At 69.6% G+C, this 24928-nt stretch carries 25 protein-coding genes; 16 read left to right on the forward strand and 9 right to left on the reverse strand.

Translation table 11 applies throughout. The features are described from left to right. Window positions 1–24: 24 nt before the first annotated feature. Both AC1C2T_RS07710 and AC1C2T_RS07715 read right to left on the reverse strand, forming a co-directional pair. Window positions 25–2874 (reverse strand): FAD-binding and (Fe-S)-binding domain-containing protein, encoded by a 2850-nt coding sequence (locus AC1C2T_RS07710; RefSeq protein ID WP_495384842.1) that lies wholly within the window; start codon window positions 2872–2874, stop codon window positions 25–27. Between the two features lie 53 nt (window positions 2875–2927). After that, window positions 2928–3830, reverse strand: a complete 903-nt coding sequence (locus AC1C2T_RS07715; RefSeq protein ID WP_495361997.1) for a MurR/RpiR family transcriptional regulator — start codon at window positions 3828–3830, stop codon at window positions 2928–2930. 190 nt (window positions 3831–4020) lie between these two features. Between AC1C2T_RS07715 and AC1C2T_RS07720 the strand changes: the two genes are divergently transcribed. The 9 genes from AC1C2T_RS07720 (at window position 4021) to AC1C2T_RS07760 (ending at window position 13489) form a co-directional block, all read left to right on the forward strand. Then, window positions 4021–5571: an ABC transporter substrate-binding protein gene (locus AC1C2T_RS07720; protein ID WP_495361998.1), complete on the forward strand. Its 1551-nt coding sequence runs from the start codon at window positions 4021–4023 to the stop codon at window positions 5569–5571. A gap of 79 nt (window positions 5572–5650) precedes the next feature. Then, entirely contained in the window at window positions 5651–6622 is a 972-nt protein-coding gene (locus tag AC1C2T_RS07725; RefSeq protein WP_495384843.1) for an ABC transporter permease, read from the forward strand. Next, window positions 6619–7506, forward strand: coding sequence for an ABC transporter permease (locus AC1C2T_RS07730; protein WP_495362000.1), 888 nt, complete (start codon window positions 6619–6621; stop codon window positions 7504–7506). Before AC1C2T_RS07725 ends, AC1C2T_RS07730 begins: the two co-directional genes overlap by 4 nt. After that, window positions 7503–8414: an N-acetylmuramic acid 6-phosphate etherase gene (gene murQ, locus AC1C2T_RS07735; protein WP_495362001.1), complete on the forward strand. Its 912-nt coding sequence runs from the start codon at window positions 7503–7505 to the stop codon at window positions 8412–8414. The genes AC1C2T_RS07730 and murQ overlap by 4 nt, the downstream gene beginning before the upstream one ends. Continuing rightward, complete coding sequence (locus AC1C2T_RS07740) at window positions 8411–9583, forward strand: anhydro-N-acetylmuramic acid kinase (protein ID WP_495384844.1); 1173 nt, start codon at window positions 8411–8413, stop codon at window positions 9581–9583. The genes murQ and AC1C2T_RS07740 overlap by 4 nt, the downstream gene beginning before the upstream one ends. Before the next feature lie 3 nt (window positions 9584–9586). After that, window positions 9587–10108, forward strand: a complete 522-nt coding sequence (locus AC1C2T_RS07745; RefSeq protein WP_495384845.1) for a GNAT family N-acetyltransferase — start codon at window positions 9587–9589, stop codon at window positions 10106–10108. Then, window positions 10105–11217 (forward strand): serine hydrolase domain-containing protein, encoded by a 1113-nt coding sequence (locus tag AC1C2T_RS07750; protein ID WP_495384846.1) that lies wholly within the window; start codon window positions 10105–10107, stop codon window positions 11215–11217. The genes AC1C2T_RS07745 and AC1C2T_RS07750 overlap by 4 nt, the downstream gene beginning before the upstream one ends. 7 nt (window positions 11218–11224) lie before the next feature. Next, window positions 11225–12856 carry an ABC transporter ATP-binding protein gene (locus tag AC1C2T_RS07755; RefSeq protein ID WP_495384847.1) on the forward strand — a complete coding sequence of 544 codons (1632 nt, stop codon included), beginning with the start codon at window positions 11225–11227 and terminating at the stop codon, window positions 12854–12856. A 66-nt stretch (window positions 12857–12922) separates the two neighbouring features. Further along, on the forward strand, window positions 12923–13489 hold the full coding sequence (locus AC1C2T_RS07760; RefSeq protein ID WP_495384848.1) for a hypothetical protein: 567 nt from the start codon (window positions 12923–12925) through the stop codon (window positions 13487–13489). A gap of 79 nt (window positions 13490–13568) precedes the next feature. On the opposite strand, the gene ectB is transcribed toward AC1C2T_RS07760, so the two are convergent. From ectB to AC1C2T_RS07790, 6 genes are all read right to left on the reverse strand, one after another. After that, window positions 13569–14843 (reverse strand): diaminobutyrate--2-oxoglutarate transaminase, encoded by a 1275-nt coding sequence (gene ectB, locus AC1C2T_RS07765; RefSeq protein ID WP_495384849.1) that lies wholly within the window; start codon window positions 14841–14843, stop codon window positions 13569–13571. A 189-nt stretch (window positions 14844–15032) separates the two neighbouring features. Next, window positions 15033–15815, reverse strand: coding sequence for an SDR family oxidoreductase (locus AC1C2T_RS07770; RefSeq protein ID WP_495384850.1), 783 nt, complete (start codon window positions 15813–15815; stop codon window positions 15033–15035). Window positions 15816–15821: 6 nt separating this feature from the next. Further along, the gene (locus AC1C2T_RS07775) at window positions 15822–16580 is read right to left on the reverse strand and encodes an SDR family oxidoreductase (RefSeq protein WP_495384851.1); all 759 of its coding nucleotides are present in this window, start codon (window positions 16578–16580) and stop codon (window positions 15822–15824) included. 95 nt (window positions 16581–16675) lie between these two features. Beyond that, on the reverse strand, window positions 16676–17041 hold the full coding sequence (locus tag AC1C2T_RS07780) for a hypothetical protein (protein ID WP_495384852.1): 366 nt from the start codon (window positions 17039–17041) through the stop codon (window positions 16676–16678). Further along, the gene (locus AC1C2T_RS07785) at window positions 17028–17909 is read right to left on the reverse strand and encodes an RNA polymerase sigma-70 factor (protein ID WP_495384853.1); all 882 of its coding nucleotides are present in this window, start codon (window positions 17907–17909) and stop codon (window positions 17028–17030) included. Before AC1C2T_RS07785 ends, AC1C2T_RS07780 begins: the two co-directional genes overlap by 14 nt. Window positions 17910–18127: 218 nt before the next feature. Beyond that, window positions 18128–19474 (reverse strand): glycosyltransferase, encoded by a 1347-nt coding sequence (locus tag AC1C2T_RS07790; RefSeq protein ID WP_495384854.1) that lies wholly within the window; start codon window positions 19472–19474, stop codon window positions 18128–18130. Window positions 19475–19689: 215 nt separating this feature from the next. Between AC1C2T_RS07790 and AC1C2T_RS07795 the strand changes: the two genes are divergently transcribed. From AC1C2T_RS07795 to AC1C2T_RS07810, 4 genes are read left to right on the forward strand one after another with little or no spacing between them, the layout of a single operon-like run. Then, window positions 19690–20484 carry an SDR family NAD(P)-dependent oxidoreductase gene (locus AC1C2T_RS07795; protein WP_495384855.1) on the forward strand — a complete coding sequence of 265 codons (795 nt, stop codon included), beginning with the start codon at window positions 19690–19692 and terminating at the stop codon, window positions 20482–20484. A 5-nt stretch (window positions 20485–20489) separates the two neighbouring features. Continuing rightward, a complete protein-coding gene (locus AC1C2T_RS07800) occupies window positions 20490–20621 on the forward strand; it encodes a hypothetical protein (RefSeq protein WP_495384856.1) in 132 nt (43 codons plus the stop codon). A gap of 36 nt (window positions 20622–20657) precedes the next feature. After that, complete coding sequence (locus tag AC1C2T_RS07805) at window positions 20658–21125, forward strand: SRPBCC family protein (protein WP_495384857.1); 468 nt, start codon at window positions 20658–20660, stop codon at window positions 21123–21125. After that, on the forward strand, window positions 21122–21448 hold the full coding sequence (locus tag AC1C2T_RS07810; protein WP_495384858.1) for an ArsR/SmtB family transcription factor: 327 nt from the start codon (window positions 21122–21124) through the stop codon (window positions 21446–21448). Before AC1C2T_RS07805 ends, AC1C2T_RS07810 begins: the two co-directional genes overlap by 4 nt. A gap of 36 nt (window positions 21449–21484) precedes the next feature. Here AC1C2T_RS07810 and AC1C2T_RS07815 read toward each other — a convergent pair whose 3' ends face one another. Further along, window positions 21485–21799: a hypothetical protein gene (locus tag AC1C2T_RS07815; protein WP_495362017.1), complete on the reverse strand. Its 315-nt coding sequence runs from the start codon at window positions 21797–21799 to the stop codon at window positions 21485–21487. A 144-nt stretch (window positions 21800–21943) separates the two neighbouring features. Here AC1C2T_RS07815 and AC1C2T_RS07820 point away from each other — a divergent pair, with 144 nt between their 5' ends. The 3 genes from AC1C2T_RS07820 to AC1C2T_RS07830 all read left to right on the forward strand — a co-directional run bounded on the left by AC1C2T_RS07820 (window position 21944) and on the right by AC1C2T_RS07830 (window position 24838). Next, window positions 21944–23014 carry an epoxide hydrolase family protein gene (locus tag AC1C2T_RS07820; protein ID WP_495384859.1) on the forward strand — a complete coding sequence of 357 codons (1071 nt, stop codon included), beginning with the start codon at window positions 21944–21946 and terminating at the stop codon, window positions 23012–23014. 239 nt (window positions 23015–23253) lie between these two features. After that, entirely contained in the window at window positions 23254–23736 is a 483-nt protein-coding gene (locus AC1C2T_RS07825) for a recombinase family protein (protein ID WP_495384860.1), read from the forward strand. A gap of 37 nt (window positions 23737–23773) precedes the next feature. After that, the gene (locus AC1C2T_RS07830; RefSeq protein ID WP_495384861.1) at window positions 23774–24838 is read left to right on the forward strand and encodes a winged helix DNA-binding domain-containing protein; all 1065 of its coding nucleotides are present in this window, start codon (window positions 23774–23776) and stop codon (window positions 24836–24838) included. Window positions 24839–24928: the final 90 nt, after the last annotated feature.

Here is a 24928-nt window from a genome sequence, read left to right on the forward strand (position 1 = left end):
ACGGCGCGTGACCGGCTCCGGTTCTCAGCGGGTCGAGAGCTCGAGCAGCTCCAGAATGTGCACGTACGGCTCGCCCGTCGCGCGCGTCATGCCGATCTCGCACGTGCGGTTGCACGAGGCGTGTGCATCGAAGTCGCGCTCGGCGAGCTCCGCCGCCTCAGCGGCAGTGGCCGATGCCGTGAGCTCGGGGTGGAGCATGCCCCGGTCGCCGGCGAACGCGCAGCAGCCCCAGGCATCCGGCACGACCGCGTCGACGGCCACGGCGCTCGCGAGTTCGCGGAGGTGGTCGTTCGAACCGAGCCGGGTGCTCGAGCACGTTGGATGCAGCGCGAGCGAGTCGAGCTGCTCGCCGACGTCGAGCGCTGGGAGGAGGTGCTCGGCGGCGAAGTCGACCGCGTCGACGATGCGGAGCGAGACAGGGGTGCCGTCGAGCTCGCCGACGTTCTCGAGCGCGTGCACGAGCCCCTCGGTGCACGAGGAGTTGTCGCAGACGATCGGCAATCGCCCGCCGTCGGAAGCAGCGAGCAGCGCCCGCACGGTCTTCTCGATCGCCGTGCGGTAGCCGGCCGCGAGGCCCTTCGACTTCCAGGGCGTGCCGCAGCACAGGCCGTCGATGCCGGCGGGCGTGATGAGTTCGACGCCGGCCCGTTCGCAGAGCAGCCGGAACGCGGATGCCGCGCCGATGCCGCCCTCCGCGGGGCCGAACATCGAGCCGACGCAGGCGGAGAAGAACACGACCTCGCCGGAGGCGGAGGAGGCATGCGCCCGCTTCGGACCGCCGCGCGGCAGGTCGCTCGTCCATTGCGGCACGACGTCGCTGCCGAGCACCGCGCGCCCGGCGGCGCTCGCCGCGGTGGCGATCGGCGGAACGGCCTTCGCCGCGGTCAAGGCGAGCGATGCGCCTCGGCTCACGACGCCCCAGCTGTCGGCGAGTCCGGCCGCGATCGTGCGGGTCGGCGCGTTCGCATCTTGCTCGCGCAGTCGCCGCACGAGATCGCCCGTGTTGATGAGCACCGGGCACGCCGTCTGGCACATTCCGTCGGCGGCGCAGGTCTCGACCGAGGAGTACTCCTCGGCAGCGGCGAGGCGTGCGTCGAGCGCAGTGTCTCCCGCAGCCCTTGCCGCGGCTCGCGCCCGGCGCACCGCAATGCGCTGGCGCGGGGTGATCGTGACGTCTTTGCTCGGGCAGACCGGCTCGCAGTAGCCGCATTCGACGCAGCGGTCGACCTCGGCCTCGACCTCGGGCGTGAGCTTCAGGTGCTCGAGGTGGGCGGTCGGCGAGTCGGTGAGCAGCACGCCGGGGTTCAAGACGCCATCGGGGTCGCAGAGTGCCTTGACCTCGCGCATGACGGCGTAGAGCTCGGCGCCGAACTGCCGCTCGACGAAGGGCGCCATGATGCGGCCCGTGCCGTGCTCGGCCTTCAGCGTTCCGCCCGCGCCGAGCACGAGCTCGACGAGCTCCTCGGTGAAGCGAGCCTGCCGCGCGACCGAGCCCTCGGCGGTGAAGTCCTCGGTGAGCAGGAAGTGGATGTTGCCGTCTTTCGCGTGCCCGAAGATCACGGCGTCGGCGTAGCCGTGTCGCTCGAACAGCTCTTGCAGTGAGGCGCAGGTCGCCGCCAGTTGCTCGACCGGCACCGCGATGTCTTCGAGCAACGCGGTGGTGCCCGGCCGGCGGGCTCCCGCGATCGCGGCGTAGAGGCCTTTGCGGAAGTGCCAGAGCCGGGCGCGTTCCTTCGCATCGCGCGTCACATCGAGCGAGGGCGCACCTGCGGCAGCGAGCGCGACACCGGCCCGGTCGAGCTGCTCGGCGAGGTCGGCGTCGTCGCTGCCGTGGTACTCGACGAGGAGGGCGGCGTGGCCGTCGATCACGAGGTCGTCGATGATGCCGGATGCCGCGGGGTCGGCCTGGATGACTCGGAGCGACGCCGCGTCCATGAGCTCGAGGGTCGCGGCGCCGGTCTCGACGAGCACGGGCAGGATGCCGGTGGCCGCCTCGAGGGTCGGGAAGACCAGGAGGGCGGTGGCGATGCTCGAGGCGATCGGCACGGTGTCGAACACGGCCTCGGCGACGAAGCCGAGGGTGCCTTCGCTGCCGACCATGAGGTGCGCGAGGATCTCGACCGGTTCGGTGAAGTCGAGGAAGGAGTTGAGGCCGTACCCCATGGTGTTCTTGCCGCGATACTGACGCTCGATCTCAACGCGCAGATCGGCGCGTCCCCGCACCAGATCGCGGAGCCGGGCGAGGCCGGCGTGCAGTTCGGGCTCGGCTTCGGCGAGTCGACGGTCGGCATCGGGCACGGATGTGTCGACGACCGTGCCGCTCGGCAGCACCCACGTCAACGATGCGAGCGTGCGGTAGCTGTTGTGGTGCGTGCCGCACGCCATGCCGCTGGAGTTGTTGGCGATCACGCCGCCGATGGTCGCGGCGATCTCGCTGGCCGGGTCGGGGCCGAGCTTGCGGCCGTGCCGGAGGAGTCGGGCGTTCACCTGGCGCACGGTCGCGCCCGGCTGCACGCGCACCCGCTCGCCACCGGCCTCGGGCTGGATGCGTCGGAAGGCGGTGCGTGTGTCGAGCAGGATCCCCTCGCTCGCCGCCTGCCCCGAGAGGCTCGTACCGCCCGATCGCACGGTGACGCCGAGGCCCGCGTCGGCCGCGAACCCGAACACGGCCGCGACTTGGTCGACGCTTCGGGCCGTGACCACTGCAGCGGGGGTCAGCAGCACGTGGGATGCGTCGACGCCCGCGACGATGCGGTCGAACTCGGCGACCGAGACATCCGACCCGGTCGTGCCGAGGAGTCGGCCGAGCTCGGCGGCGAGTCGTTCGTCGCCTGGGCCGACGGCGGAACGCTGGGCGGTTGCGGGCGAGGTCATGCGTTGCGGCTTCCTGTGGAGGCTGGTCGGGCGGTCAGGCGCGCGCGGAGATGTCAGGCGCGCGCGCGGAGATGGTGGACGGCGGCATAGGTGTTGCGGATCGCATCCATCGACTCGTCGTAGCTGGCCTGCGCGACGCCGATGAAGACGCAGTCGACGACCATGAGCTGCGCGATGCGGCTGCCGAGCGCGCCTGAGCGGAAGCCGGTCTCACGCGCGGCCGTGGTCAACACGATGTCGGCGTGCTCAGCGAGGGGGGAGCTGCCGTGATTGGTGAGCGCGATCGTCGTCGCCCCCGCTGCTCGCGCGATCGCAAGGAACGCGATGGTGTCCACGGTGCTTCCGCTGTGCGAGACGGCGATGGCGACGGCTCCGGCGCGCAGCGTCGCCGCCGAAGTCCACGCGGCGTGCGGGTCGGACCAGTTGAGGGCGGTTCGACCGATGCGGGTGAGCTTCTGCTGCAGGTCGAGCCCGACGAAGGAACTCGCTCCGACACCGAAGATGTCGACGCGGTGCGCGGCGCCGACCGTGTCGACGGCCGACTGGAGGGCGGCGATGTCGAGCACTTTCGCCGTGTCGGCGATCGAGAGCGTCTCGGCCATCGACACCTTCGCCACGATGTCGTCGAGGCTGTCGTCGCGGTCGATGTCGCCGGAGACCTCGGGCAGGGCGGCCGTCTCGAACGTCTCGCGGGCGATGTCGCGCAGCACGTCCATGCGCAGGTCTTTGAGGTGTTCATAGCCCATGCGCTTGCAGAAGCGCACGACCGAGGTGGTCGAGGTGTCGCAGCGCGCGGCGAGTTCGGCGATCGAGAGCTCGGCGATCACGCTCGGTTCGGTGACGAACAGCGACGCGATGCGCTGTTCGCTCGGGCGCAGCTCGGGGAGGATCGCCCGGATGCGCACGAGCACAGCGCGTTGGCCGGGCTCCGCGGTGCGGGCCTCCTGTGCAGGCATGGGTTCTCCTCGTCGACAACGCTCTTGCCCGCCACGGGCGCGTGCAGACAACACTAGGAGAAAGTTTGTTACATGGGTAGTCCATGTGATGTACTTTCGTGACCTACTGAGATCATCGATGCTCTTCGAGCCGGCGCACCACAGCGATGTACCACCGGACGAGGCAGCACTAGCCCTGAGGAGTTCCCCCATGAACGAAGGCAACCGCGCCACGCGCGGCGCCCTCGCGGCGGTCGGCCTGGCCGCAGCCGTCGCCTTGACGATCACCGGCTGCTCGTCGTCCGAGCCCGCCCCGTCCGACGCAGGGGCCGCAGGCGGCTCGCTCGTCCTCGGCGTCACGAGCGACCCCGACACGCTCTTCCCCTGGAAGGCCACCCAGTTCCAGGCCGTCAACGTGCTGCAGAACCTCTACGGCACGCTCACCGAGTTCGACGCCGACCTCGAGGTCGTGCCGGGTCTCGCCGAGTCGTGGGAGGTCTCGGAAGACGGCCTGACCGTGACCTTCCACTTGCGTGAGGGCGTCACGTTCGCCGACGGTTCGACCTTCGGCTCCGAAGACGTGAAGTCCTCGCTCGACGCCATCCAAGACGAAGCGACGGCAGCCGTCGCGCGCAGCTCGCTCGCGTCGGTCGCCGCCGTCGAGGCACCCGACGAGAACACCGTCGTGCTCAGCCTGACCGCGCCCGACTCGGGCCTGCCGGCGAACCTCGCTGTCGTCAACATGGCGATGCTCTCCTCCGACGACACCGAGGCCGACCTCAACACCACCCCGAACGGCACCGGGCCGTTCGTGCTCGACGACCGCAAGCCCAGCCAGTCGCTGACCCTCGCCAAGAACGACGCGTACTGGGGCGATGCCGTCAAGCTCGACACCGTCGAGTTCCGAGTCATCCCCGACGAGTCCTCCATCGTCTCGGCCATGCAGTCCGGCAACGTGCAGCTCGCGATCTTCGACGACCCGCTCGTCGCCCAGACCGCTGAGGGCTCCGCCGTCACAGTCGAGAAGACGCCGCAGCTGAGCTACCACGCACTGCAGCTGAATACCCGGCGCGGCGACCTCGCCGACGTGAACGTGCGCCTGGCCATCCAGTGCGCCGTCGACCGCCAGGAGGTGCTCGACACCGCCGCTCTCGGCGAGGGCGAAGTGACCGGTCCGATCACCTCACCGGCGTATCGCTCCGACCCCGACGCTCGCCCCTGCCCTGAGCGCGACCTCGACAAGGCCGCCGACTACCTCGACAAGGCCGGCAAGTCCGACGGCGTGACGATCAAGACGATCGTCTCGCAGGGCGAGTACGCGACGAGCGTCAACGAGGCGCAGAACCTCAAGTCCCAGCTCGCCGAGGCGAACATCACGCTCGACCTCGAAGTACTCGAGTCGGGCGCATACGTCGACCGCTGGGTCGCCGCCGACTTCGACGCAGCCGTCGCCCTCAACGGCGGACGCCCCGACCCCGACGGCATGTACGGCCGGTACTTCACCAGCACGGGCAACCTGAACCAGGTCGCCGGCTACAGCTCGCCCGAACTCGACGCGCTCTTCGCCGAGGGCAGGCAGAGCGCCGACGCGGATGAGCGCAAGGAGATCTACGCTCAGGTCTCGGAGAACCTCGAAGACAACGCGGCGTGGATCTGGCTCTTCACGAGCTACACCTACACCGCCGCGGCATCCGAGGTGGCGGGCTTCACTCCCATGGCCAACGGTTCGCTGCAGTACCTCCGAACCACGACGGTCAACTAGGCCCCGAACGGCGCGGCAACCACACATGCGCCGCGCCGTTCGGCTCAACTCGGCTCACCCTCGCTCAACCCGGAAGACCATGCTTCGACGACTCATCAGGAACCCGGTACTCCGGCGCGTCCTCGCCGCACTGGCGACGCTGCTCGGTGTCGCCGTGTTCGTCTTCATCATGCTGCGGGCGATCCCCGGCAACCAGATCACGGCCGGTCTCGGCACCGAGGCCGCGGCGCTCACCCCGGCGCAGCAGCAGGCGCTCGAGGCGTACTACGGGCTCGACCAGCCGCTCTTCGTGCAGTTCTTCAGCTGGCTCGGCAACATCTTCACCGGCAATCTCGGCTTCTCGGCCCGCGCGCAGCAGAGCGTGCTCGAGCTGACAGCCCAGTCGCTGCCCGTCACGATCGAGCTGGCGATCTTCTCGATCGTGCTGGCGCTCGCGCTCGGCATCCCGCTCGGCATGCTCTCGGCGTCGAAGCCCGACTCACCGCGCGACGCGTTCGGGCAGGTCGTCGGCCTCGCCGGCCTGTCGATCCCCGCGTTCCTGCTCGCGACGACGCTCCTCGCGTGGCTCGCCTCCACGTTCGGGTTCAATCCGAACGGTCAGGGCTACGCCTACTTCTTCGACAACCCGTGGCTGAACCTGCAGCAGATGCTGCTGCCGTCGATCGTGCTCGGCTTCGGCATCGCAGCGCCGATCATGCGCACGACGCGCACCGCGGTGCTCGAGATCCGCTCGAACGACTTCATCCGCACCGCCAAGGCGAAGGGCGTTCCGCTGCGACGGCTGCAGGCCAAGCACGTGCTCGGCAACGCACTCGTGCCCATCGTCACGATGACGGGCCTGCAGTTCGGCTACCTGCTCGGCGGCGCGGTCGTCGTCGAGCAGATCTTCTCCCTGCCGGGCATCGGCCGCCAGGTGCTGCTCGGCATCCAGCAGAAGGAGTACGCGCTCGTGCAGAGCACGGTGCTCGTCATCGCACTCGCCTTCGTGCTCGTGAACCTCGCGACCGACCTGCTCTATCGAATGATCGACCCCAGGGTGCGTGCATCATGACCGACATCACGCAATCGGCGACCCTTGCTCCCGGCGGCGGGCGCACGATGGAGCGGGTTCGGCTCCTGCTCCGCAGCAGGAGCGGCCTCATCGGTCTCATCCTCGTCATCATCCTCGGCGTGCTCAGCCTGCTCTCGGCCTTCGGGCTGTTGCCGTACGACCCGATCGCGCAGGACCCGCCGTCGCGCCTGCAGCCGCCGTCGGCCGCGCACTGGTTCGGTACCGACCAGTTCGGCCGCGACGTCTTCTCGCGGGTGGCAGCGGGCGTCGCCAACTCGGCACTCATCTCGCTCGTCGCCGTGGCGTTCGCGACGGTCGTCGGCACACTCTGCGGCGTCGTCGCCGGCTTCTACCGCGGCGTCTCCGACGGCGTCATCTCGGGGTTCACGAACGTGCTGTTCGCGTTCCCGCCGCTGCTCCTCGCCCTCTCGCTCGCCTCGGTCTTCGACCGCAACTGGTTCACGATCGCCGTGGCCATCGCGATCGTGTATGTGCCGATCTTCATCCGCGTGACGCGCGGCCCAGTGCTGTCGCTCCGCGAGATCGAGTACGTCAAGGCGGCCACGAGCACCGGCCAGAGCCGGGCGATGGTGATGTTCCGCCACGTGCTGCCGAACATCACCTCGATCATCATCGTGCAGGTCACACTCTCGCTCTCATGGGCGGTGCTGACCGAGGCGTCGCTCAGCTTCCTCGGCCTCGGCACGCCGCCGCCGGCCCCGTCGCTCGGCTCCATGATCTTCGAGGCACGAACCCTCATCGGCATCGCGCCGTGGACGATGTTCGCGCCCGGCGTCGTCATCGTCCTTCTCGTCGTCGGCCTGAACCTGCTCGGTGACGGACTGCGCGACGCTCTCGACCCCAGAAACAGAGGAAAGAAATGAGTACGCAAGGCGATGACCTGGCGACCCTCGCCACAGAGGCGAGCAACCCGCGTTACGCGGAGCTCGACCGCATGACCGTCGCGGAGATCGCGGGCGCCATGAACGAGGCCGACGCGACGGTTCCGGGCGCGGTGGGCCGTGCGCTGCCGCAGATCGTTCCGGCGATCGAGGCAGCAAGCGAGCGGATGTCGCGTGGCGGGCGTCTCGTCTACGTCGGCGCCGGTACTCCGGGCCGTATCGCCGTGGTCGACGCCTCGGAATGCCCGCCCACGTTCAGCACGCCGCCCGAGCTCGTCTTCGCGATCATGGCAGGCGGGGCATCGGCGATCGTGACGCCCACCGAAGGGGCCGAAGACGATGCGCCGGCCGGAGCCGCCGCAATCGACGAGGCTCGCATCGGGCCGCTCGACACGGTCGTCGGCATCGCCTCGAGCGGTCGCACCCCGTACGTCATCGCGGCCATCGAGCGTGCGCGTGCGCTCGGCGCCCTCACCGTCGGGCTGTCGTGCAACCTCGACACCCAGCTGAGCGCCGTCGCCGAATTCCCGATCGAGGTGGCCGTCGGCCCCGAGGTGCTGACCGGTTCGACGCGGCTGAAGGCCGGCACGGCGCAGAAGCTCGTGCTCAACATGTTCTCGACGATCGTGATGGTGCGTCAGGGCAAGACCTATGGCAGCTTCATGGTCGACTTGAAGCCCACGAACCACAAGCTGCGCGACCGCGCGGTGCGTATGGTGGCCGAGATCGCCGAGGTGCCGCGCGAGCGCGCGGTGGCGACCCTGGTCGAGACCGGCTACGACGTGAAGTCCTCGGTGCTCATCCTCGCCCTCGGCCTGTCGCCGAGCGATGCGGCGGCGCGCCTCGCCGCTGCCGATGGCAGGCTCCGACCCGCGATGGAAGGTGCATGATGCGCGTTCTCGGCATGATCTCGGGCACTTCGCACGACGGCATCGACGTCGCCGTCGTCGAGTTCACCGAGCGTGAAGGCGCTCTCTCGGGGCGGGTACTGCACGAGGCGAGCACCCCGTATGCGCCCGAGCTGCGCGAGCGGCTCATCTCGGCATTGCCGCCGGCTCCGACGACGCTCGCCGAGATCGGCGAGCTCGACACCCTCATCGGCCAAGCGTTCGCCGATGCCGCACTCGTCGCTCGCGACGCGGTGGGTGGCGTCGACGCCGTCACGTCGCACGGCCAGACCGTGTATCACTGGGTCGACGGTGCCCACGCACTCGGCACACTGCAGATCGGCCAGCCCGCGTGGATCGCGGAGCTCCTCGGCGTGCCGGTCGTCTCCGACCTGCGCATCAGGGACATCGTCGCCGGCGGGCATGGTGCACCGCTCGTGTCGTTCCTCGACGAGCTGCTGCTGCGCGATCACGCGGGCGTCTCGGCCGCGCTCAACCTCGGTGGCATCTCGAACATGACGGTCATCGGCGGCGACTCCCTCGTCGCCTACGACATCGGTCCGGCCAACGCCCTCGTCGACGCGGTCGTCGTCGACAGCTCGCTCAATGCCCTCGGCTACGACGAAGACGGGCGTATCGCGGCGAGCGGCTCCGTCGACGAGGAGCTGCTCGCGCTGCTCCTCGACGACCCGTACTACGCGCTTTCCGCGCCGAAGAGCACGGGCAAGGAGCACTTCCACCTCGCCTACGTGCGCGCCGCGGAGGCGCGGATCGGCCGTTCGCTCGAGGTCCCCGACCTCATCCGCACCCTCACCGAGCTGACCGTGCGCACGGTCGCCCGCGACGTGCGGTCGGCCGGCATCGGCTTCCTCGCCGTCTCGGGCGGCGGATGTCGCAATCCGCTGATTCTCGGAGGGCTCCGCGAAGCGCTGCCCGGTGTCGAGATCGTGCTCGCCGACGAACTCGGCGCCCCGGCCGACAGCAAAGAGGCGATCGCCTTCGCACTCATCGGCTGGTGCACGCTGCACGGCGTCGCGGCGACCGTGCCGGGCGGCACCGGTGCGCGCGCACCGCGCATCCTCGGCACGATCACGCCGGGCGATGGCCCGCTCGTGCTGCCGCAGCCGCTCGCGGGTGGTCTGCGCTCCCTCGTGCTCGAGGCGGGAGCCTGAGCCATGCCAGTGACGCTCCGCGCAGCGACGAGTGACGACCGCGACGGCATCGTCGCCGTCTTCCTCGCCTGCTGGCGCGAGAGCTACGTCGGCGTGCTCCCGGCCACTGCGATCGATGCGATGACGGATGCACATGCGCAGGCGCTCTGGCGCCGGGTACTCGTCTCGCCCGTGGGCACCGTGCTCGTCGCCGAGAGTGACGGCGTCGTGCAGGGCGTCACGCGGTTCGCGGCGGAGCCTCGGGGCGACCGCGATCGCGACGGCCACGGCGGTGCCGTTCATTCGCTCTACGTCTCTCCCGACGCTCGCGGCCTCGGACTCGGCACGCGGCTGCTCGACACCGCGTACGAGACGCTGCGTGACGACGGTGCGAATTCGGTCGCGCTCTGGGTCTTCGAGGCGAACGCGCCGTCGATCGCGTTCTACCGGGGCCGCGGCTGGCTGCCCGATGGGGGAGCCCGCACGCAAGACGAGTTCGGCGAACCCGAACTGCGGCTGCGCCGCGGCGAGGAGTCGACCTCATGAGCGCCGATCTCATGAGCACCGAGGAGATCCTCCGGGCCGCTGCCGAAGCCGTGGTGGCGGCCGATGCCGCCGCTCCGGCCGGCTGCGTGATCGGCGTCGACATCGACGGTGAGCGCTCCGTCGCCGCTGCCGGCCTCGCTGCTCCCGAACAGCCGGATGGCGCGCCCATGAGCCGGGGCACGCTGCACGACCTCGCCTCCGTGAGCAAGGTCGTCGGCACGACGACCGCGTTGCACCGCCTCGCGTCGGCGGGCGTGCTCTCGTTCGACGACCGGGTCGTGAGCTTCGTTCCGAGCTTCGGCGGTGCGCCCGACACGAGCATTCGCGATCTGCTGCAGCATCGCGCGGGCCTCTGGGAGTGGCAGCCGCTCTACCTCGCCCCCGACTCCGATCCCTTCGATGCGCTCGACGCTCTCCCGCTCCGGTACGCGCCCCGCACCGAGCGGCACTACTCCGATCTCGGCTTCATGACCCTCGGCCGGGTCGTCGAGGCGGCCGCCGGCATGTCGCTCGTCGCGGCCGTCGACGAGCTCGTCGTGCGACCGCTCGCGCTCAGCACCCTCGGCTACGGACCCGTCACGGGCGAAGTTGCGACGAGCGCCCGGGGCGACGAGGTCGAACGCCGCATGGTCGCGACGGGGCATCCGTACCCCGCCCTGTGGCCCGATGACGGGTTCGCCTGGCGTACCGCGTCGGTGAACGGCACGGCCAACGACGGCAACTGCTTCCACGCGTTCGGCGGGGTCGCGGGTCATGCCGGGCTCTTCGGCTCCATCGACGACCTGCTCGATGTCGCGGCCGCACTGAGCCGGGCCGACGATCAACCCGAGCTCTGGAATTCCGCGATCACCGCGGACATCGTCGCAGCAGGGCCCGACCCCGAGCAGGCGCTCGGCTGGCGGCGCCGCGAGCTCGTGCTGCGGGGCGAGCAGATGCCGCTGCTGTGGCACCCCGGATTCACCGGCTGCGCCGTGGGCTTCGTGCCCGGCCGGCGCATCGCCGTGGCCTTCGCGAGCAACCGCCTGCTCGCGGATGAGCCGCAGCCGACCGACTTCCACTGGCAGCGCGCGCTCGAAGCGCTCGCCTCGACCCTCAGCACACAGGAGTGAATGCCGCATGACCTCGAACGAACCGGTTCTCCGCATCAGCGGGCTTTCGGTCGCCTTCCGCACCGGCGGCGAACTCGTCACCGCAGTCAACGACGTCTCCATCGACGTCGCGGCGGGGGAGACTGTTGCGGTCGTCGGCGAGTCGGGCTCCGGCAAGTCCACGACGGCCGCGGCGATCAACCGACTGCTGCCCGACAACGGCGTCATCACCGCGGGCAGCATCCGCTTCGAGGGTCGCGAGATCACCGAGCTGGGCGAGAACGAGCTTGTGCAGCTGCGCGGCGTCGGCATCGGCCTCGTGCCGCAAGATCCCATGTCGAACCTCAACCCCCTCATGCGCGTCGGCGAACAGATCGGCGAGGCGCTCGAGGTTCATGGGTACGGCACCGCGGAGGCCGTGCGTGCCCGGATGATCGAACTGCTCGAGCTCGTCGGGATTCCCGACCCCGCGCAGCGCTCCCGCCAGTATCCGCACGAGTTCTCCGGCGGTATGCGGCAGCGCGTCCTCATCGCCATGGGCCTCGCCTGCAAGCCGCGCCTGCTCATCGCCGACGAACCGACCTCGGCGCTCGACGTCACGGTGCAGCGCCGCATCCTCGACCAGCTCGACGAGCTCACGGGCGAGATGGGCACGGCCGTCTTCCTCATCACCCACGACCTCGCGCTCGCCGCCGAGCGCGCCGACCGCATCGTCGTGATGTTCCGGGGCAACGTCGTCGAGACCGGCACCTCGGCAGAGGTACTGACGAACCCGAAGCACGAGTACACGAAGCTGCTGCTGGCTGCAGCACCGAGTCTCGCCTCGAGGCGAGAGCCGCTGCCGGTCCGCGGGGGCGACGTCGACGCCCGCCCGCTCGTCGAGGTCACCGATCTGCGCAAGGAGTTCGCACTGCGGTCTCCGAAGGCGGGCGAACCGACGAAGTTCACCGCCGTCGACGGTGTGAGCTTCACGATTCCACGTGGCAAGACGGTCTCGATCGTGGGGGAGTCGGGTTCGGGCAAGTCGACGACGGCGAACCTCGTGCTCGGCCTCGAGCAGATCACGGCCGGCCGCATCGATTTCGACGGAACGGACCTGACGCGCTTGAAGCGTCGCGAGCTCTTCGCGTTCCGCCGTCGCGTGCAGCCCGTGTTCCAGAACCCGTACGCCTCCCTCGACCCGCGCTACACGGTCGAGGAGTCGATCGCCGAGCCGCTCAAGGTGCACCGCGTCGGCAACTCGGCCGCACGCCGGAAGCGTGTCGCCGAGCTGCTCGAGCAGGTCGCGCTGCCGGTCGCCATGTCGTCTCGGCTGCCGCACGAACTCTCTGGTGGTCAGCGCCAGCGTGTCGCGATCGCCCGCGCCCTCGCCCTCGAGCCCGACCTCGTAGTGCTCGACGAGGCGGTGTCGGCGCTGGACGTGCTCGTGCAGGCGCAGATCCTCGAACTGCTCGCCGGCCTGCAGGCCCGCCTCGGGCTGAGCTACCTCTTCATCAGCCACGACCTCGCGGTCGTGCGCATGATCTCCGACGAGGTGCACGTCATGCAGCGGGGGCGCATCGTCGAGAGCGGCACGCCCGAGCAGATCTTCGACCACCCCCGAGACCCGTACACGCAAGAGCTGCTGGCCGCGATTCCGGGTGCCGCGCTGGCGTCCTGAGCTGAGTCCGGCGGCGATGACTCGGTCGCCCTTGCGGGCGATGCCGGATTCCGTCAGGGTGGCGGCATGCAATTCGCAGGCCAACTCACGCCCGACGAATTCTGGGCGCTCATCGATGACGGCGACGAGCACATCCGCCGCTCCTTCGCGGAGCGACCGGCCTACGCAGTTCGCGGATGGCCCGGTCGGGTGATCCTCTCGGAGTGGGCGTTCGGCAGCGGCATCCGCTCGATCATGTTCCTCCCCGTCGGGTGGGACGGCGCGAACTTCGACGATTCCGGCATCCGGCCGCGCGTCGGTGTGCTGGTCGACGTCACCGAGCCGAGGAGCATGGTCGCCGAGCGCATCGCGCATGAGGCGTTCGCACGCATGCTCGAACCGCAGTGGCCGGCCGAGGAGGCACCGACTCCCGACGCAGTCATCGCGCTCGCGGTCGACGGCGTCGCCGAGCCGTTCGAACTCTGGTCGAGCGGTGACGCCGCACGAGCGGCAGGGCGCATCGGCGGTGTCACCGTCGTGATCGAGACGACAGGGCATCCCATCGACGAGGTCGAACTCGAGCGTGTGCGCGACATCGAGGTCATGCTCGCCGAGCGGCGCCGCTGGATCCGAGAGCAGCGCGGCGGTCAGTGAGCAGACGCCCGTTCAGCGGCCCTGGGCGCCGCTGTCACCATCGTCACCCCGCACCCGCACCCGGGTCAGCGCGTGCAGCTCAGCGCGCGAGCACCGCGTCGAGGCTTTCGCGCACGATGGCGAGGCCGCGGCCGAGCTCATCCTCTGAGATCGTCAGCGCAGGCAGGAACTTCAGCACCTCATCGTGGGCGCCCGAGGTCTCGATCACGAGGCCGCGAAGGAACGCTTCGGCCGAGATGCTTCCCGCGAGCGCGCGGTCGCCGTCGCAGGCGAGGCCGAATATCAGGCCGCGGCCGCGGACGACGAAGCCCTGGTCGGGGTGGTCGGCGGCGATGCGCTCGAGTTCGGCGCGCAGCAACCGAGACTTCACGGCGATCGCGTCGGTGAACGCCGAGTCGGCCCAGTAGGTCTCGAGCGCGGCCCGCGCGGAGACGAAGGCGAGGTTGTTGCCGCGGAACGTGCCGGTGTGCTGGCCCGGCTTCCACACGTCGACCTCTGGGCGCAGCAGCACGAGCGACATCGGCAGCCCCGAGCCCGAGATCGACTTCGAGACCGTGACGATGTCGGGCACGATTCCAGCCTCTTCGAACGCGAAGAACGTGCCGGTGCGGCCGACGCCGGCCTGGATGTCGTCGAGGATGAGCAGGATGCCGCGTGCGGCCGTGATCTCCCGGAGCCGCCGCAGCCACGGCGCGCTCGCGACGTTGATGCCGCCCTCGCCCTGCACAGCTTCGACGATGACCGCTGCCGGCAGGTCGAGACCTGAACCCGGGTCGTCGAGCATCTTCTCGAGCAGGTCGAGCGTGTCGACATCCGCTCCGAGGTAGCCGTCGTAGGGCAGGCGTGTGACGTTGTCGAGGCCGACGCCAGCTGCGCCGCGGTAGTGGCTGTTGCCTGTCGCGGCGAGCGCGCCGAGGCTGAGCCCGTGGAACGCGTTCGTGAACGCCACGACCGTGGAGCGGCCGGTCGCCTGGCGGGCGACTTTGAGTGCTGCTTCGACCGCGTTCGCGCCCGTCGGCCCCGTGAACTGGATCTTGTAGTCGAGGCCCCGCGGTTCGAGCACGTACTGCTCGAAGGCCTCGATGAACGCCTTCTTCGCGGAAGTGGCCATGTCGAGGCCGTGGATGATGCCATCGCGCTCGAGGTACTCGATGAGGGCGCGAGTGAACGCGGGGTTGTTGTGCCCGTAGTTGAGCACGCCGGCGCCGGCGAAGAAGTCGAGGTATTCGCGCCCGTCGGCGTCGGTGAGAGTCGAACCGGTCGCGCGGTCGAACACCGTCGGGAATGAGCGGATGTACCCGCGCACCTCCGACTCACGACGGTCGAAGACTTCCAGGGCTGCGTCGCTGCTCATGGCAGGCGGTCTCCTCTCAAGACACGGGGGGTGACTCGACTGTACGGCTTCCGGCCGACCGTTCCCTGCACGCGGTCTGCCGTCAGGGGCTCTGGTGTTCGGTCGAGCGACCGTCAGGCCAGTCGCGTCACCTCGACGACCGCTGCCGCGAATGCGGCGGGAGCCTCTTGCGGGACGTTGTGGCCGGTGTCACGAGACTCCTTCGAGGTCGACACTCGGACGCCCGCCGGCCGCGAGCCACTCCTCGTACCGGGTCGGCGCGATCGTCGCGTCGGCGCCGGGAAGCAGTTCGCGTTCGTCGAGGTCGGTGCCGAAGTACCGGGCGAGCGGGTCGACCTTCACGTCGCGCAGGTCGTTTCGAGTGCGCAACTGGCGGCGCACGAGCTCCTCGAGCCGGAACTGTTCGGGCCCACCGAACTCCACCATCCGGTTCAGGGGCGCGCCGACGGCGGTCGTGGCCACCGCGGCGGCGACGTCGTCGGCCGCCATCGGCTGGAACAGTGCCTGCGAGAGCCGCACGACGTTCCGGCTCGTGCCGGCGTCGGCGATGTTCGCGATGAACTCGAAGAACTGGGTGGCGTGCACGATCGAGTACGGTCGACCCGACTGCACGATGAGACGCTCCTGCGCCGCTTTCGCGGCGAAGTACCCGCCCTCGGTGCGAGCGAGTCGATCGGTGCCGACGACCGAGAGCGCCACGTGGTGCGCCACCCCCGCCGCGGCGCCGTACGTCAGCAGGTTGAGCGTCGAGCCGTAGAAGAACTCGTTCGCGGCCGCCTCGTCGAGGTAGTCCGAGTTGGAGACGTCGATGAGCGCCTCCGCCCCGGCGAGAGCCTCCGCGAGACCCTCGCCGGTGTATGAGTTGACGCCCGTCGCGCGTGACGCGACGACGACGTCGTGGCCGTCGGCGGTGAGCCGTGCCACGAGTCGCGTGCCGATGAGGCCGGTACCGCCGATGACCGAGATGCGCATGGCGGGCTACTTCACCGAGGCCGACTGGGCGGTGAGCCAGTCGGAGAACGACGCGGTCGAGAGCTGGGCATCGGCACCGGGGGTGAGTTCGCCGCCCGAGAGCTTCGTACCGAAGTAGTGCGCCTCGGGGTCGGAGATCACGGTGCGGGTGTCGCCCTTGGCCTCGAGCATGGTGCGGACGAGCTCGTCTTGGCCGATGCGCTGCGGTCCGCCGATTTCGAGCGTGCCGTTGAGGGGCGTGCCCGCGGCGACCCGTGCCACGGTGGCCGAGACATCCGCTGCCGCGATCGGCTGCATGAGCCCGGTCGACACACGAGCGACGCCATCGACGGTCACCTCGTCGGCGATACGGCCCATGAACTCGTAGAACTGGGTCGCGCGAACGATGGAGTACGGCAGGCCCGACTCCTCGATGAGCTTCTCCTGGGCGACCTTCGCACGCAGGTACCCGCTGTTGGGCAGGAGCTCCGCGCCGACGATGGAGAGGGCGACGTGGTGGGTGACCTCGGCCTCCCGCTCGCCGGCGAGCAGGTTCCTGGTCGAGGTCGTGAAGAACGCGAGCACGTCGTCGTCGGCGAACGACGGCGAGTTCGAGACATCCACCACGACGTTCGCGCCGACGAGCACCTCGGCGAGCCCTTCGCCGGTGATGGTGTTCACGCCCGAGTTCGGCGAGGCGGAGACGGCCTCGTGGCCGTGCTCGGTGAGGTGTTCGACGACCTTGGAGCCGATGAGGCCGGTGCCTCCGATGACGACGATCTTCATGACTGGTGCCTTCCGTCAGGGCCGCGGTGGTTCCGCTGCTGTCATGAAGCTCAGACCGGGTTGCCGCCCGATCTGTGACGAGGCGGCGAAACTCGTCATTCGATCTCGGGGCGGCGGCGATTCCAGCGGGCGAGTTTCAGGGGCGCCGTCGAGAGCCACAGCGTCTCGATCGTCGCCGCGCCGTCGATGCCGATCACGCCGACGACCTCGCCGTTCAGGCGGCGGAGTGCGAGCCCCGGCCGCCCGTTGACGTGCACGGCCTGCAACGAGGCATCCGGATGCTTCGCCACCTGCTCATGAAGCGCACTGATGACGCGTGAGCGCCCGAGCAGTTCGCCCCCGGTCTCATCGCCGGAGTCGATGATCAGGAACACGTCGCGGTTCAGGGCGCTCGCCAGCGCAAGCTCATCACGGTGTTCGAGCGCGGCGAGCAGGCGAGCGGCGAGGTCATGCTGAGGCACGAGAGGTCACGGCGCCGAGCTTGTCGGGGTTCATCATCCAGAGCACCTGGTCGATGCCCTGCGCGCCGGTGATCACGGTGATCACCGCGAACGTCGTGCCGTCCTTCGAGAGCAGCACCGAGGGCTGGCCGTTCGTATCGGCCTCCGTGATGTCCACCCCGTTCCAGAAGTGGGTGTGGAAGGCACGCACGAACTTCGCCACCCGCATGCGGCCGACCACCGGGAACTTCGATGCCCGCACGCGCCCGCCGCCGTCGGAGTACGACACGACGTCTTCGGCGAACAGTCGCTCGAGCTCGACGAGGTCGCCCGTCTTCGCTGCGGTCAGAAAGGCGGTGAGCAGTCGCCGCTGCTCTGATTGCGGCACGTCGCGCTTCCGCTCGCCGGTGAGGTGCTTGCGCGCGCGACTGACGAGCTGTCGAGCGGCCGTCTCTGAGACCTGCACGATCTCGCAGATCTGGTCGTACGGGTAGGCGAAGGCCTCGCGCAGCACGTAGGCGGCCCGCTCGGTCGGGGTGAGCCGCTCGAGCATGACGAGCACGGCGAAGCCGAGGGCCTCTGCGCGCTCGGCGCCGAGCGTCGGGTCGGCGCTCGTATCGATCGGCTCGGGAAGCCATGGGCCGATGTAGGTCTCGCGACGAGCGCGGGCCGACTGCAGCGCATTGATCGCGAGTCGGGTCGTGGCTGTGGCCAAGAAGGCCGGCGGATCCTGCACGACCGAGCGGTCGGTGCCCTGCCAGCGCAACCACGCGTCTTGCACGATGTCTTCAGCCTCGCTCGCGCTGCCGAGCATTCGGTAGGCGATGCCGAAGAGACGCCCGCGCACGCCTTGGAAGACGGCGAGGGCGTCGTCGAGGTTCGCATCCATGTCTGATCCCGTCAGTCGACAGCTGGGAGCGTAGTCGTCCCTTTCAACTGAGACCGGGCGCCTCCCACGGATGTGACAGCATCCGAGGAATTCGTTCGGATCTTCGGATGATATTCCGGATGCTTCGGGCGCGCGAGATCCCGAATTTCGAATCTTGCGTGCTCGCGGCATCCGTTCGGCCCCGGCTGTCACAAATTCGGCGCGTGCCCGGTCTTGGCTCATGACAGGCTCGGTCGAGTCGTGAGGCAAGAGCGGGAGCACTGGGTTTCAGGCGGCGCGACCTGTTCGAGCTCGTCGACCAGCAACGTGCTCGCGGCGTCGCGCGCCACGACCTCGCCGAGTTCCGTCGCAGCACGTCGGTAGCCGGGGTCGTCGAGCACCTCGGCGATGGCCCGGGCGATCTTCTTCGCCGGCCCCCGGCGCGCCACGGCCACGCCGGCTCCGCGGGTCGTGACTCGCACCGCATTGTCGGCCTGGTCGCGGCCGTGATGCAGGATGACGAGCGGCAGTCCCGCCGCGAGGGTCTTGATCACGGTGCCGTGACCGCCGTGCGTGATGACGAGGTCGGCCTGCCGCATCACCGCACGGTGCGGCGCCGATGCGACGACCGTCACGTTCGCCGAGGCGCGGATCGCGTCGGCGGCGACTGCCGGCCCGGTGGTCACGAGTCCGCGAACCGGAAGGCCACCGAGCGCGTCGGTGATGCGTTGCAGGCAGTCGAGGTGGTTCTGGAACGTCGAGGACATGGCCACGAGCACGAGCGGCCCGTCGCCTGCGGGTGCCGTCCAGTCGTCGTCGATCGCCCACGCGGGGTCGTCGAGGATGGGCCCCACGTAGACGGCGTTCTCCGGCAGGGTCGCCGGGAAGTCGAACGCCGCAGAGGTGAGCACGAGTAGACGCCGGGCCCGATGCTGCTGGCTCCACGTCGTCGCGATCGGATCGAGGCCGTGCTCGGCGCGCACCTCGTTGACCTGCGCGAGCGCATACCGGTCGAACAGCCGGCCGCCTGCGGGGCCGAGTAGTCGATCCCGCAGCCGGCCGAGTGGCCCGCGCGCGGGCGACAGCCCTGCACCGAACGGCGGCATGCCCGGCGCGGGCAGCGGGTAGATGTTCGGCAGCAGCACATCGTAGGGAACTCCTCGCGCCTCGGCCGCGATCATCCCGCCGACGGCGAAGGCGGAGGTCACGACGAGGTCGGGCCCGATCGCCTCGATCACCGCGGTCGTGTCACGTGCCTGACCGGGAGCGGGTCCGGAGATCATGTGCTCGGCCATGCCCCGGGCGAGGCGCGTCGGCGTCTTGAGTTCCCAGTCGCGAAACTCGCCCGAGGGCTCTGCGTTTCCCGGCAGGTACGACGCGCCCGTCAGGCGTACCTGGTCGGCCATCGATTCCTCGGCGAGCACCGTGACGCGGTGACCCCGGTCGACGAGTCGGCGCACGACGCCGAGCTCGGGGGGAACGGTGCCGCCGGCATCCGTGAGCACGAAGAGGTAGGTGCGACGGGCGGCTGAAGCGGCGTGAGGGCCAGTGCCGGGTGCCGACTCGCCGTCGCTCATGCCGGTCATGCCGGTCATGGTACGCATCGGGTGGCATGCGCACCAGACACCAACTCGGGGGGCGGATGCGCCGACATCACGCAGTCGGGACGCACGATGTGCGACGGTCGGCACCTGCCGTGAAGACTTGCAACTTACGGGTTGCACTTCTCTGCCCGACCTGCAACCATTAGGTTGCAACAACCCAGAATCGAACGGACGACGACGGAGATGGAGGCGGCGAGATGCTGCTGCAGAACAAGGTGGCCGTGATTCACGGCGGTGGCGGTTCGATCGGCGCCGCGGCGGCGCGAGTGTTCGCCCGCGAGGGCGCACGGCTGTTCCTCGCAGGCAAGAGCCTGCCGCGACTCGAGGCTGCGGCATCCGTCGCCAGAGCCGAGGGGGCGGATGTCTCAATCACCGTCGTCGACGCGATGGACCAGGCCGCGGTCGACCGGCACGTCGAAGAAGCGGCGGATGCTGCCGGCCGCATCGACATCGCCCTGAACGCGGTGGGATTCGACCACGTGCAGGGCCTGCCGATCGCCGAGACGTCGCTCGAGGACTACCTGCACCCCGTCGTCGGGTACCTGCAGACGAACTTCGTGACCGCGAAGGCCGTGTCGCGGCACATGATCGCGCAGGGCAGCGGTGTGATCCTCACGATCTCGACGCCCGGTGCGCGGCTCACCGGTCGCGGGCTCATCGGCAACGCGGCCCAGTCGGCAGCGCTCGAGGGCTTCTCGCGCGCGCTCGCCGGCGAGCTCGGGCCCGATGGGGTGCGGGTGGTCTGCGTGCGTCCGCACGCCATGTCGGACGCCCTCGAAACCTCGTACACGGGCGGGATGTTCGGCCGCACCGCCCAAGCCGGCGGCATCCCCTTGGAGCAATGGCTCACGGGGTTGGTGGGCACGACACTGCTCGGACGGTTGCCGGTGCTCGAGGAGGTCGCGGAGTACCTCGCATTCGCGGCATCCGATCGTGCGCGCTCGATGACCGGGGCGATCGCGAACCTCTCGGCGGGGGCGCTCGTCGACTGAGCCTGGTGGCATCCGTCCTGCAGGCGGCCGTACTGACCGGTGCAGTCGTGGCGGTGATCGCCATCATCGCCGCACGGGCGACAGGATTCCTCAAGCCTGCGTCGATCGCCGCACTAGAACCTGTGGCAACCCAATAGCTGCAGGCAACCATCGAAAGGAAGATCATTGTGACTATGACCGACAATCAGGCATCCGTCATCGACGAGGGCAGCTTCACGGTGCGGCGCACCATCCGCATCGCCGCGCCCATCGAAAAGGTGTGGACCGCCGTCACCGAGCCCGAGCACATCTCCAAGTGGTTCGGGCGCACCGTGCTCGATGGAACGGGAGTCGGAGCATCCGGTACCATCACCTTCCCCAACTACGGCTCCGTGCCCTTGCGGGTCGAGGCAATGGATGCCCCGCGCATGGTCTCGTACCGCTGGGGCAATGACGACGCGGCCGAGCGGCTGCCCGATGCCGTCGACCGCTCGACGGTCTTCACGTTCACCCTCGAGCCGGTGCCCGAGGGCACGCAGCTCACGGTCGTCGAGACCGGGTTCGACCGCACCTCCGACCCGGCAGCCAACATGGCGAGCAATGCCGAAGGCTGGGTCTCCGAACTCGACAAGCTCGTCGCGCTGCTCGAGGGCGACGCGTGACGACCACCGGAACGCTGGTTCCGATGTTCGCCGCACTCGGAGACGAGACCCGGTGGAGCATTCTGGCCGCACTCGGTGAGGGCGACGCTTCGGCGTCGGCCCTCGCCGGGCGCTTGCCCGTGACCCGGCAGGCGATCGCGAAGCACCTCGCCGTGCTGCAGGAGGTCGGCCTCGTCGAACCAATTCGCGTCGGGCGCGAGGTGCAATACCGGGTGCTCGGCTCGCAACTGAGCGACGCCGCTCGCCGGCTCGACGCCATCGGGGCGGAGTGGGACAACCGTCTGGCGGCGATCAAGCAGATCGCCGAGGGGCTCTCGCTCTAGCGGCTCCGACGACCAACCGTTCGGGCGGTCGGGCCGTTACGAGACCGAACCCGCGTTCGTGCGGATGCGACCGCGCAGGAAGGGGAGCGCCGGCGCCCGGTACACGAGCGCGGGCGGATGCTGCGGGTCGAGCGCGAACTCGGCGCGGCCGAAGCGCCAAAGCCGGTTGAACAGGAACACCCCGACGACGACCGTCTCGTCGGCCGGCACTTGCCACGTGCCGATTCCCCACTGGGCGGGCTGGCCGCGCCCGGCGATCACGAGCGTCGGTTTGATTCGGGCGTAGAGCGCGAACCAGGGCTTGCGCAGTGTCAGCTGAATTCGGCGTGCCGTCGGGTCGTCAGAGTTCATCGGGTCTCACGGTTCATCGGGTGTCACGCGGCACGAGCGCGACCGCGCGCCCCGCTGGGGTCGGTCCTCGCTCAATCCGCACTGCCTTTCGTGGTTCGCTCCGACTCAGGCTAACGGCTGCCCCGCATGCTGCAGGATGAGTGAATGCCTGCATTCACTCTCGCCGTACCCGATGATGTGCTCGACGACCTGCGGTCACGGCTCGCACGCACCCGATTCACGCAACCGAGCGCGGAGGGCTGGAATGCCGGCGTAGATCCGGCCTACTTGCGCACGCTCGTCGAGTACTGGGGCGGCGCGTTCGACTGGCGTGCCGCCGAGGCGAGACTCAACACCTATCCGCAGTTCATCGAACGTGGCACGCACTTCGTGCATATCCGTCGCGATTCGAGCAGACCGCCCGTGCTGCTGACCCACGGCTGGCCGAGCACCTACCTCGAACTGCTGCGCCTGGCCGACCTGCTCGACGTCGACGTCGTCGTCCCGTCGCTGCCCGGGTATCTGTGGTCGGAGTTGCCGGATGAGCCTGCAACCCGTCGTGCGGTCGCAGAGACCTTCCACACGCTCATGACCGAGACGCTTGGCTATGAGCGGTATTTCGCCTTCGGCGGTGACATCGGTGGTTCGGCGTGCGGATGGCTCGCAACGATGTACCCCGATGAGGTCGCCGGGCTGCACGTCATCCACGGGCCGTTCCCGGCCGACTACGAAGAACCCATCACTCCCGCCGAGCAGGTCTGGCTCGATTCGGAAGACGAGCGCGGCGAACAGGACAGCGGGTACGGCGCCATCATCGGCACGCGGCCCGACACGATCGCGGCGGCGCTCGTCGATTCACCGGCCGGCATGGCCGCCTTCATCATCGACAAGCTCTGGGCGTGGAGCGACTGCGGCGGCGACCTCGAGTCTCGCTTCGACCGCGACAGCCTGTGCGAGATGCTGACGCTGTACTGGGTGACCGATTCGATCGGCACCTCGTTCCGGCAAGACCTCGATCGGCTGCAGAACGGCAAGCGGCCGACGATCACGGTGCCGGTCGCGGTGACGCAGAGCCACGAGTGGAACATGCCGCTCTTCCCGCGCTCGATCGCCGAACGCGCGGCGAGCGACATCCGCCGGTACTCGTCGGCCGAAAGCGGCGGGCACTTCATGGCGTTCGAAGAGCCGCAGCTCGTGGCCGACGAGCTCAACGCGTTCATGCGCGAGGTCGGCTGAGGGGGAGGGCCGCGGTCAGTCCGCACCGCCGTCGCGCTCGAGTCGGTGCCGCGCGGATCGAGGCGGGGCATCCGCCACCTCGTGTTCGGCTGTTCGGCGCTTCGTCGCGGCACAGGTTGCGGCGTTGCGGCAGTCGCGGCGAGCTGCTCCGCGGAGCCCGCCGACGCCGCGATCCGGCGTGCGGGTCGCAGCCGGCCGCGATGAGGGCCAGAATGGAAGTCGACGCGAAGGGGCACGGCATGGCTGAGCGCACGACAGGTTCGACGAGGGATGCCGCGGCGTCGACGCCCGCGCCTGCTGCCTCGCGCGCACCGCACGGGCCCGGACACCACGCTCTCGATTGTCCCGAGTGCTTCGAGGAGCTGCAGCGCAACCGCGACTGGTGGAAGGCGCGGCCCGAGGGGGCGCGTCTCGTCGGCCTCGTCGTCGCGCGCGATGACATGCCGTCGGTCGTCGAGCAGCGGAACGACCTGGCCGACTTCGGCGTCGCGATCCTCGACTTCAAGCACCCCGCTGCCGAGGCGCCCGAGACGTGGGAGCAGCGGCTCGGCCGCCTCTTCGGCACGCTGCGCGCCGGTGACGTGCTCGTGGTGGCGAACGAACGCGCACTCGGCCGCGATCGCGACGAGGTCACGCGCACGATTCGAACCCTGGCCCGGCACAACCTGGTCGTGAAGGTGCTGAGCCACGGCGCCCCGCACCTCGAAGACGCACAGGCCTGAACGCGCGGTCCGCTCGCATCACTCATACCCTGCAATGGTGACCACCGACCGAGACATCGCCCGTTGGCGGCTGCACTCGCAGCTGCTCGCCGCACCAGCCGGCACCGCCGAAGAGGTGGTGCGCACCCTGATGGCCGTGCAGGCTGAGAACCCGTCGCAGTCGGCGTGGGCAGTCGCGACGCGCACGACCTCGCCGAGCCCAGGTGATCTGGGCAGGGCCATCGCCGATGGTCGGGTGCTGCGAATCCACGTGCTGCGCTCGACCTGGCACTACGTGCACGCCGATGACGCGCAGTGGTTGCAAGAGCTCACCGCGCCGCGGGTGATGCCCGTGTTCGAGCAGCAGTTGCAGCCGTTGGGCGACCGCGTGCGCGTTCTCGGTGACACCGTCGAGGCAGTGCTCGCGGAGTCGCCCGACCGTACGCGCGGCGATCTCGCCGACGCTTTGGCCGAGCGTGGCGAGCAACTCACGGGCCAGCAGCTCATGCTGATGCTCGGTCGACTCGAGGTGCTCGGTCTCGTGTGCAGCGGGGTGCCGCGCGATGGCGAGCACACGTACGCCCGCTTCGCCGATCGCGTGCCCGCGCCACGACGCCTCGACCGTCACGAGGCGCTCGCCGAGCTCGCCTTGCGGTACTTCACTTCGCACGGTCCGGCCACCGAGCGCGACCTCGCCTACTGGGCCACCCTCACCGTGACGGACGTGCGTCGCGGCCTCGCGGCGGTCGGTGACCGGCTCGACTCCTTCGAGCACGACGGCCGCACGTTCTGGCACGCACCCGGCGACGCACCGGCATCCGCTGCCCCCGCCGGCCATCTGCTGCAGGTGCTCGACGAGATGTACCGCGGCTATCAAGACTCGCGCTGGGTGCTCGACGCCGACGGTGTGGTGTCGCGGGCTCGTGAGACGGCGATCGGCATGGCGCTCGTCGACGCGCAGCTCGTCGCCGGAATGAAGCGTACGGTGACGGCGAAGGCGGTCACGTTCGCGGTGCGACCGCATCGCGCGCTTCGGAAGCGCGAGGTCGAGGCGGTTCAGGATGCCGCGGCGCGGTACGGCGCCTATCTCGGGCTCGAGGCGCGGGTGGAGCTCGGCGCCTGAGGGTTCTGAGGCGTCACCGTGCTTTGCGACGCGATCCTCCACCGCCCGTGCTGTGGCCGGCGCCGCCGCGGCTGGTAGCCTCTGGCGCAC

This window comes from Agromyces sp. Y558 (assembly GCF_059445415.1).

Excerpts from the sequence above, each read along its gene's own strand:
- AC1C2T_RS07710 (WP_495384842.1), bottom strand. The coding sequence starts at position 2,874 with ATGACCTCGCCCGCAACCGCCCAGCGTTCCGCCGTCGGCCCAGGCGAC.
- AC1C2T_RS07715 (WP_495361997.1), bottom strand. The coding sequence starts at position 3,830 with ATGCCTGCACAGGAGGCCCGCACCGCGGAGCCCGGCCAACGCGCTGTG.
- AC1C2T_RS07720 (WP_495361998.1), top strand. The coding sequence starts at position 4,021 with ATGAACGAAGGCAACCGCGCCACGCGCGGCGCCCTCGCGGCGGTCGGC.
- AC1C2T_RS07725 (WP_495384843.1), top strand. The coding sequence starts at position 5,651 with ATGCTTCGACGACTCATCAGGAACCCGGTACTCCGGCGCGTCCTCGCC.
- AC1C2T_RS07730 (WP_495362000.1), top strand. The coding sequence starts at position 6,619 with ATGACCGACATCACGCAATCGGCGACCCTTGCTCCCGGCGGCGGGCGC.
- murQ (WP_495362001.1), top strand. The coding sequence starts at position 7,503 with ATGAGTACGCAAGGCGATGACCTGGCGACCCTCGCCACAGAGGCGAGC.
- AC1C2T_RS07740 (WP_495384844.1), top strand. The coding sequence starts at position 8,411 with ATGATGCGCGTTCTCGGCATGATCTCGGGCACTTCGCACGACGGCATC.
- AC1C2T_RS07745 (WP_495384845.1), top strand. The coding sequence starts at position 9,587 with ATGCCAGTGACGCTCCGCGCAGCGACGAGTGACGACCGCGACGGCATC.
- AC1C2T_RS07750 (WP_495384846.1), top strand. The coding sequence starts at position 10,105 with ATGAGCGCCGATCTCATGAGCACCGAGGAGATCCTCCGGGCCGCTGCC.
- AC1C2T_RS07755 (WP_495384847.1), top strand. The coding sequence starts at position 11,225 with ATGACCTCGAACGAACCGGTTCTCCGCATCAGCGGGCTTTCGGTCGCC.
- AC1C2T_RS07760 (WP_495384848.1), top strand. The coding sequence starts at position 12,923 with ATGCAATTCGCAGGCCAACTCACGCCCGACGAATTCTGGGCGCTCATC.
- ectB (WP_495384849.1), bottom strand. The coding sequence starts at position 14,843 with ATGAGCAGCGACGCAGCCCTGGAAGTCTTCGACCGTCGTGAGTCGGAG.
- AC1C2T_RS07770 (WP_495384850.1), bottom strand. The coding sequence starts at position 15,815 with ATGCGCATCTCGGTCATCGGCGGTACCGGCCTCATCGGCACGCGACTC.
- AC1C2T_RS07775 (WP_495384851.1), bottom strand. The coding sequence starts at position 16,580 with ATGAAGATCGTCGTCATCGGAGGCACCGGCCTCATCGGCTCCAAGGTC.
- AC1C2T_RS07785 (WP_495384853.1), bottom strand. The coding sequence starts at position 17,909 with ATGGATGCGAACCTCGACGACGCCCTCGCCGTCTTCCAAGGCGTGCGC.
- AC1C2T_RS07790 (WP_495384854.1), bottom strand. The coding sequence starts at position 19,474 with ATGACCGGCATGAGCGACGGCGAGTCGGCACCCGGCACTGGCCCTCAC.
- AC1C2T_RS07795 (WP_495384855.1), top strand. The coding sequence starts at position 19,690 with ATGCTGCTGCAGAACAAGGTGGCCGTGATTCACGGCGGTGGCGGTTCG.
- AC1C2T_RS07805 (WP_495384857.1), top strand. The coding sequence starts at position 20,658 with ATGACCGACAATCAGGCATCCGTCATCGACGAGGGCAGCTTCACGGTG.
- AC1C2T_RS07815 (WP_495362017.1), bottom strand. The coding sequence starts at position 21,799 with ATGAACTCTGACGACCCGACGGCACGCCGAATTCAGCTGACACTGCGC.
- AC1C2T_RS07820 (WP_495384859.1), top strand. The coding sequence starts at position 21,944 with ATGCCTGCATTCACTCTCGCCGTACCCGATGATGTGCTCGACGACCTG.
- AC1C2T_RS07825 (WP_495384860.1), top strand. The coding sequence starts at position 23,254 with ATGGCTGAGCGCACGACAGGTTCGACGAGGGATGCCGCGGCGTCGACG.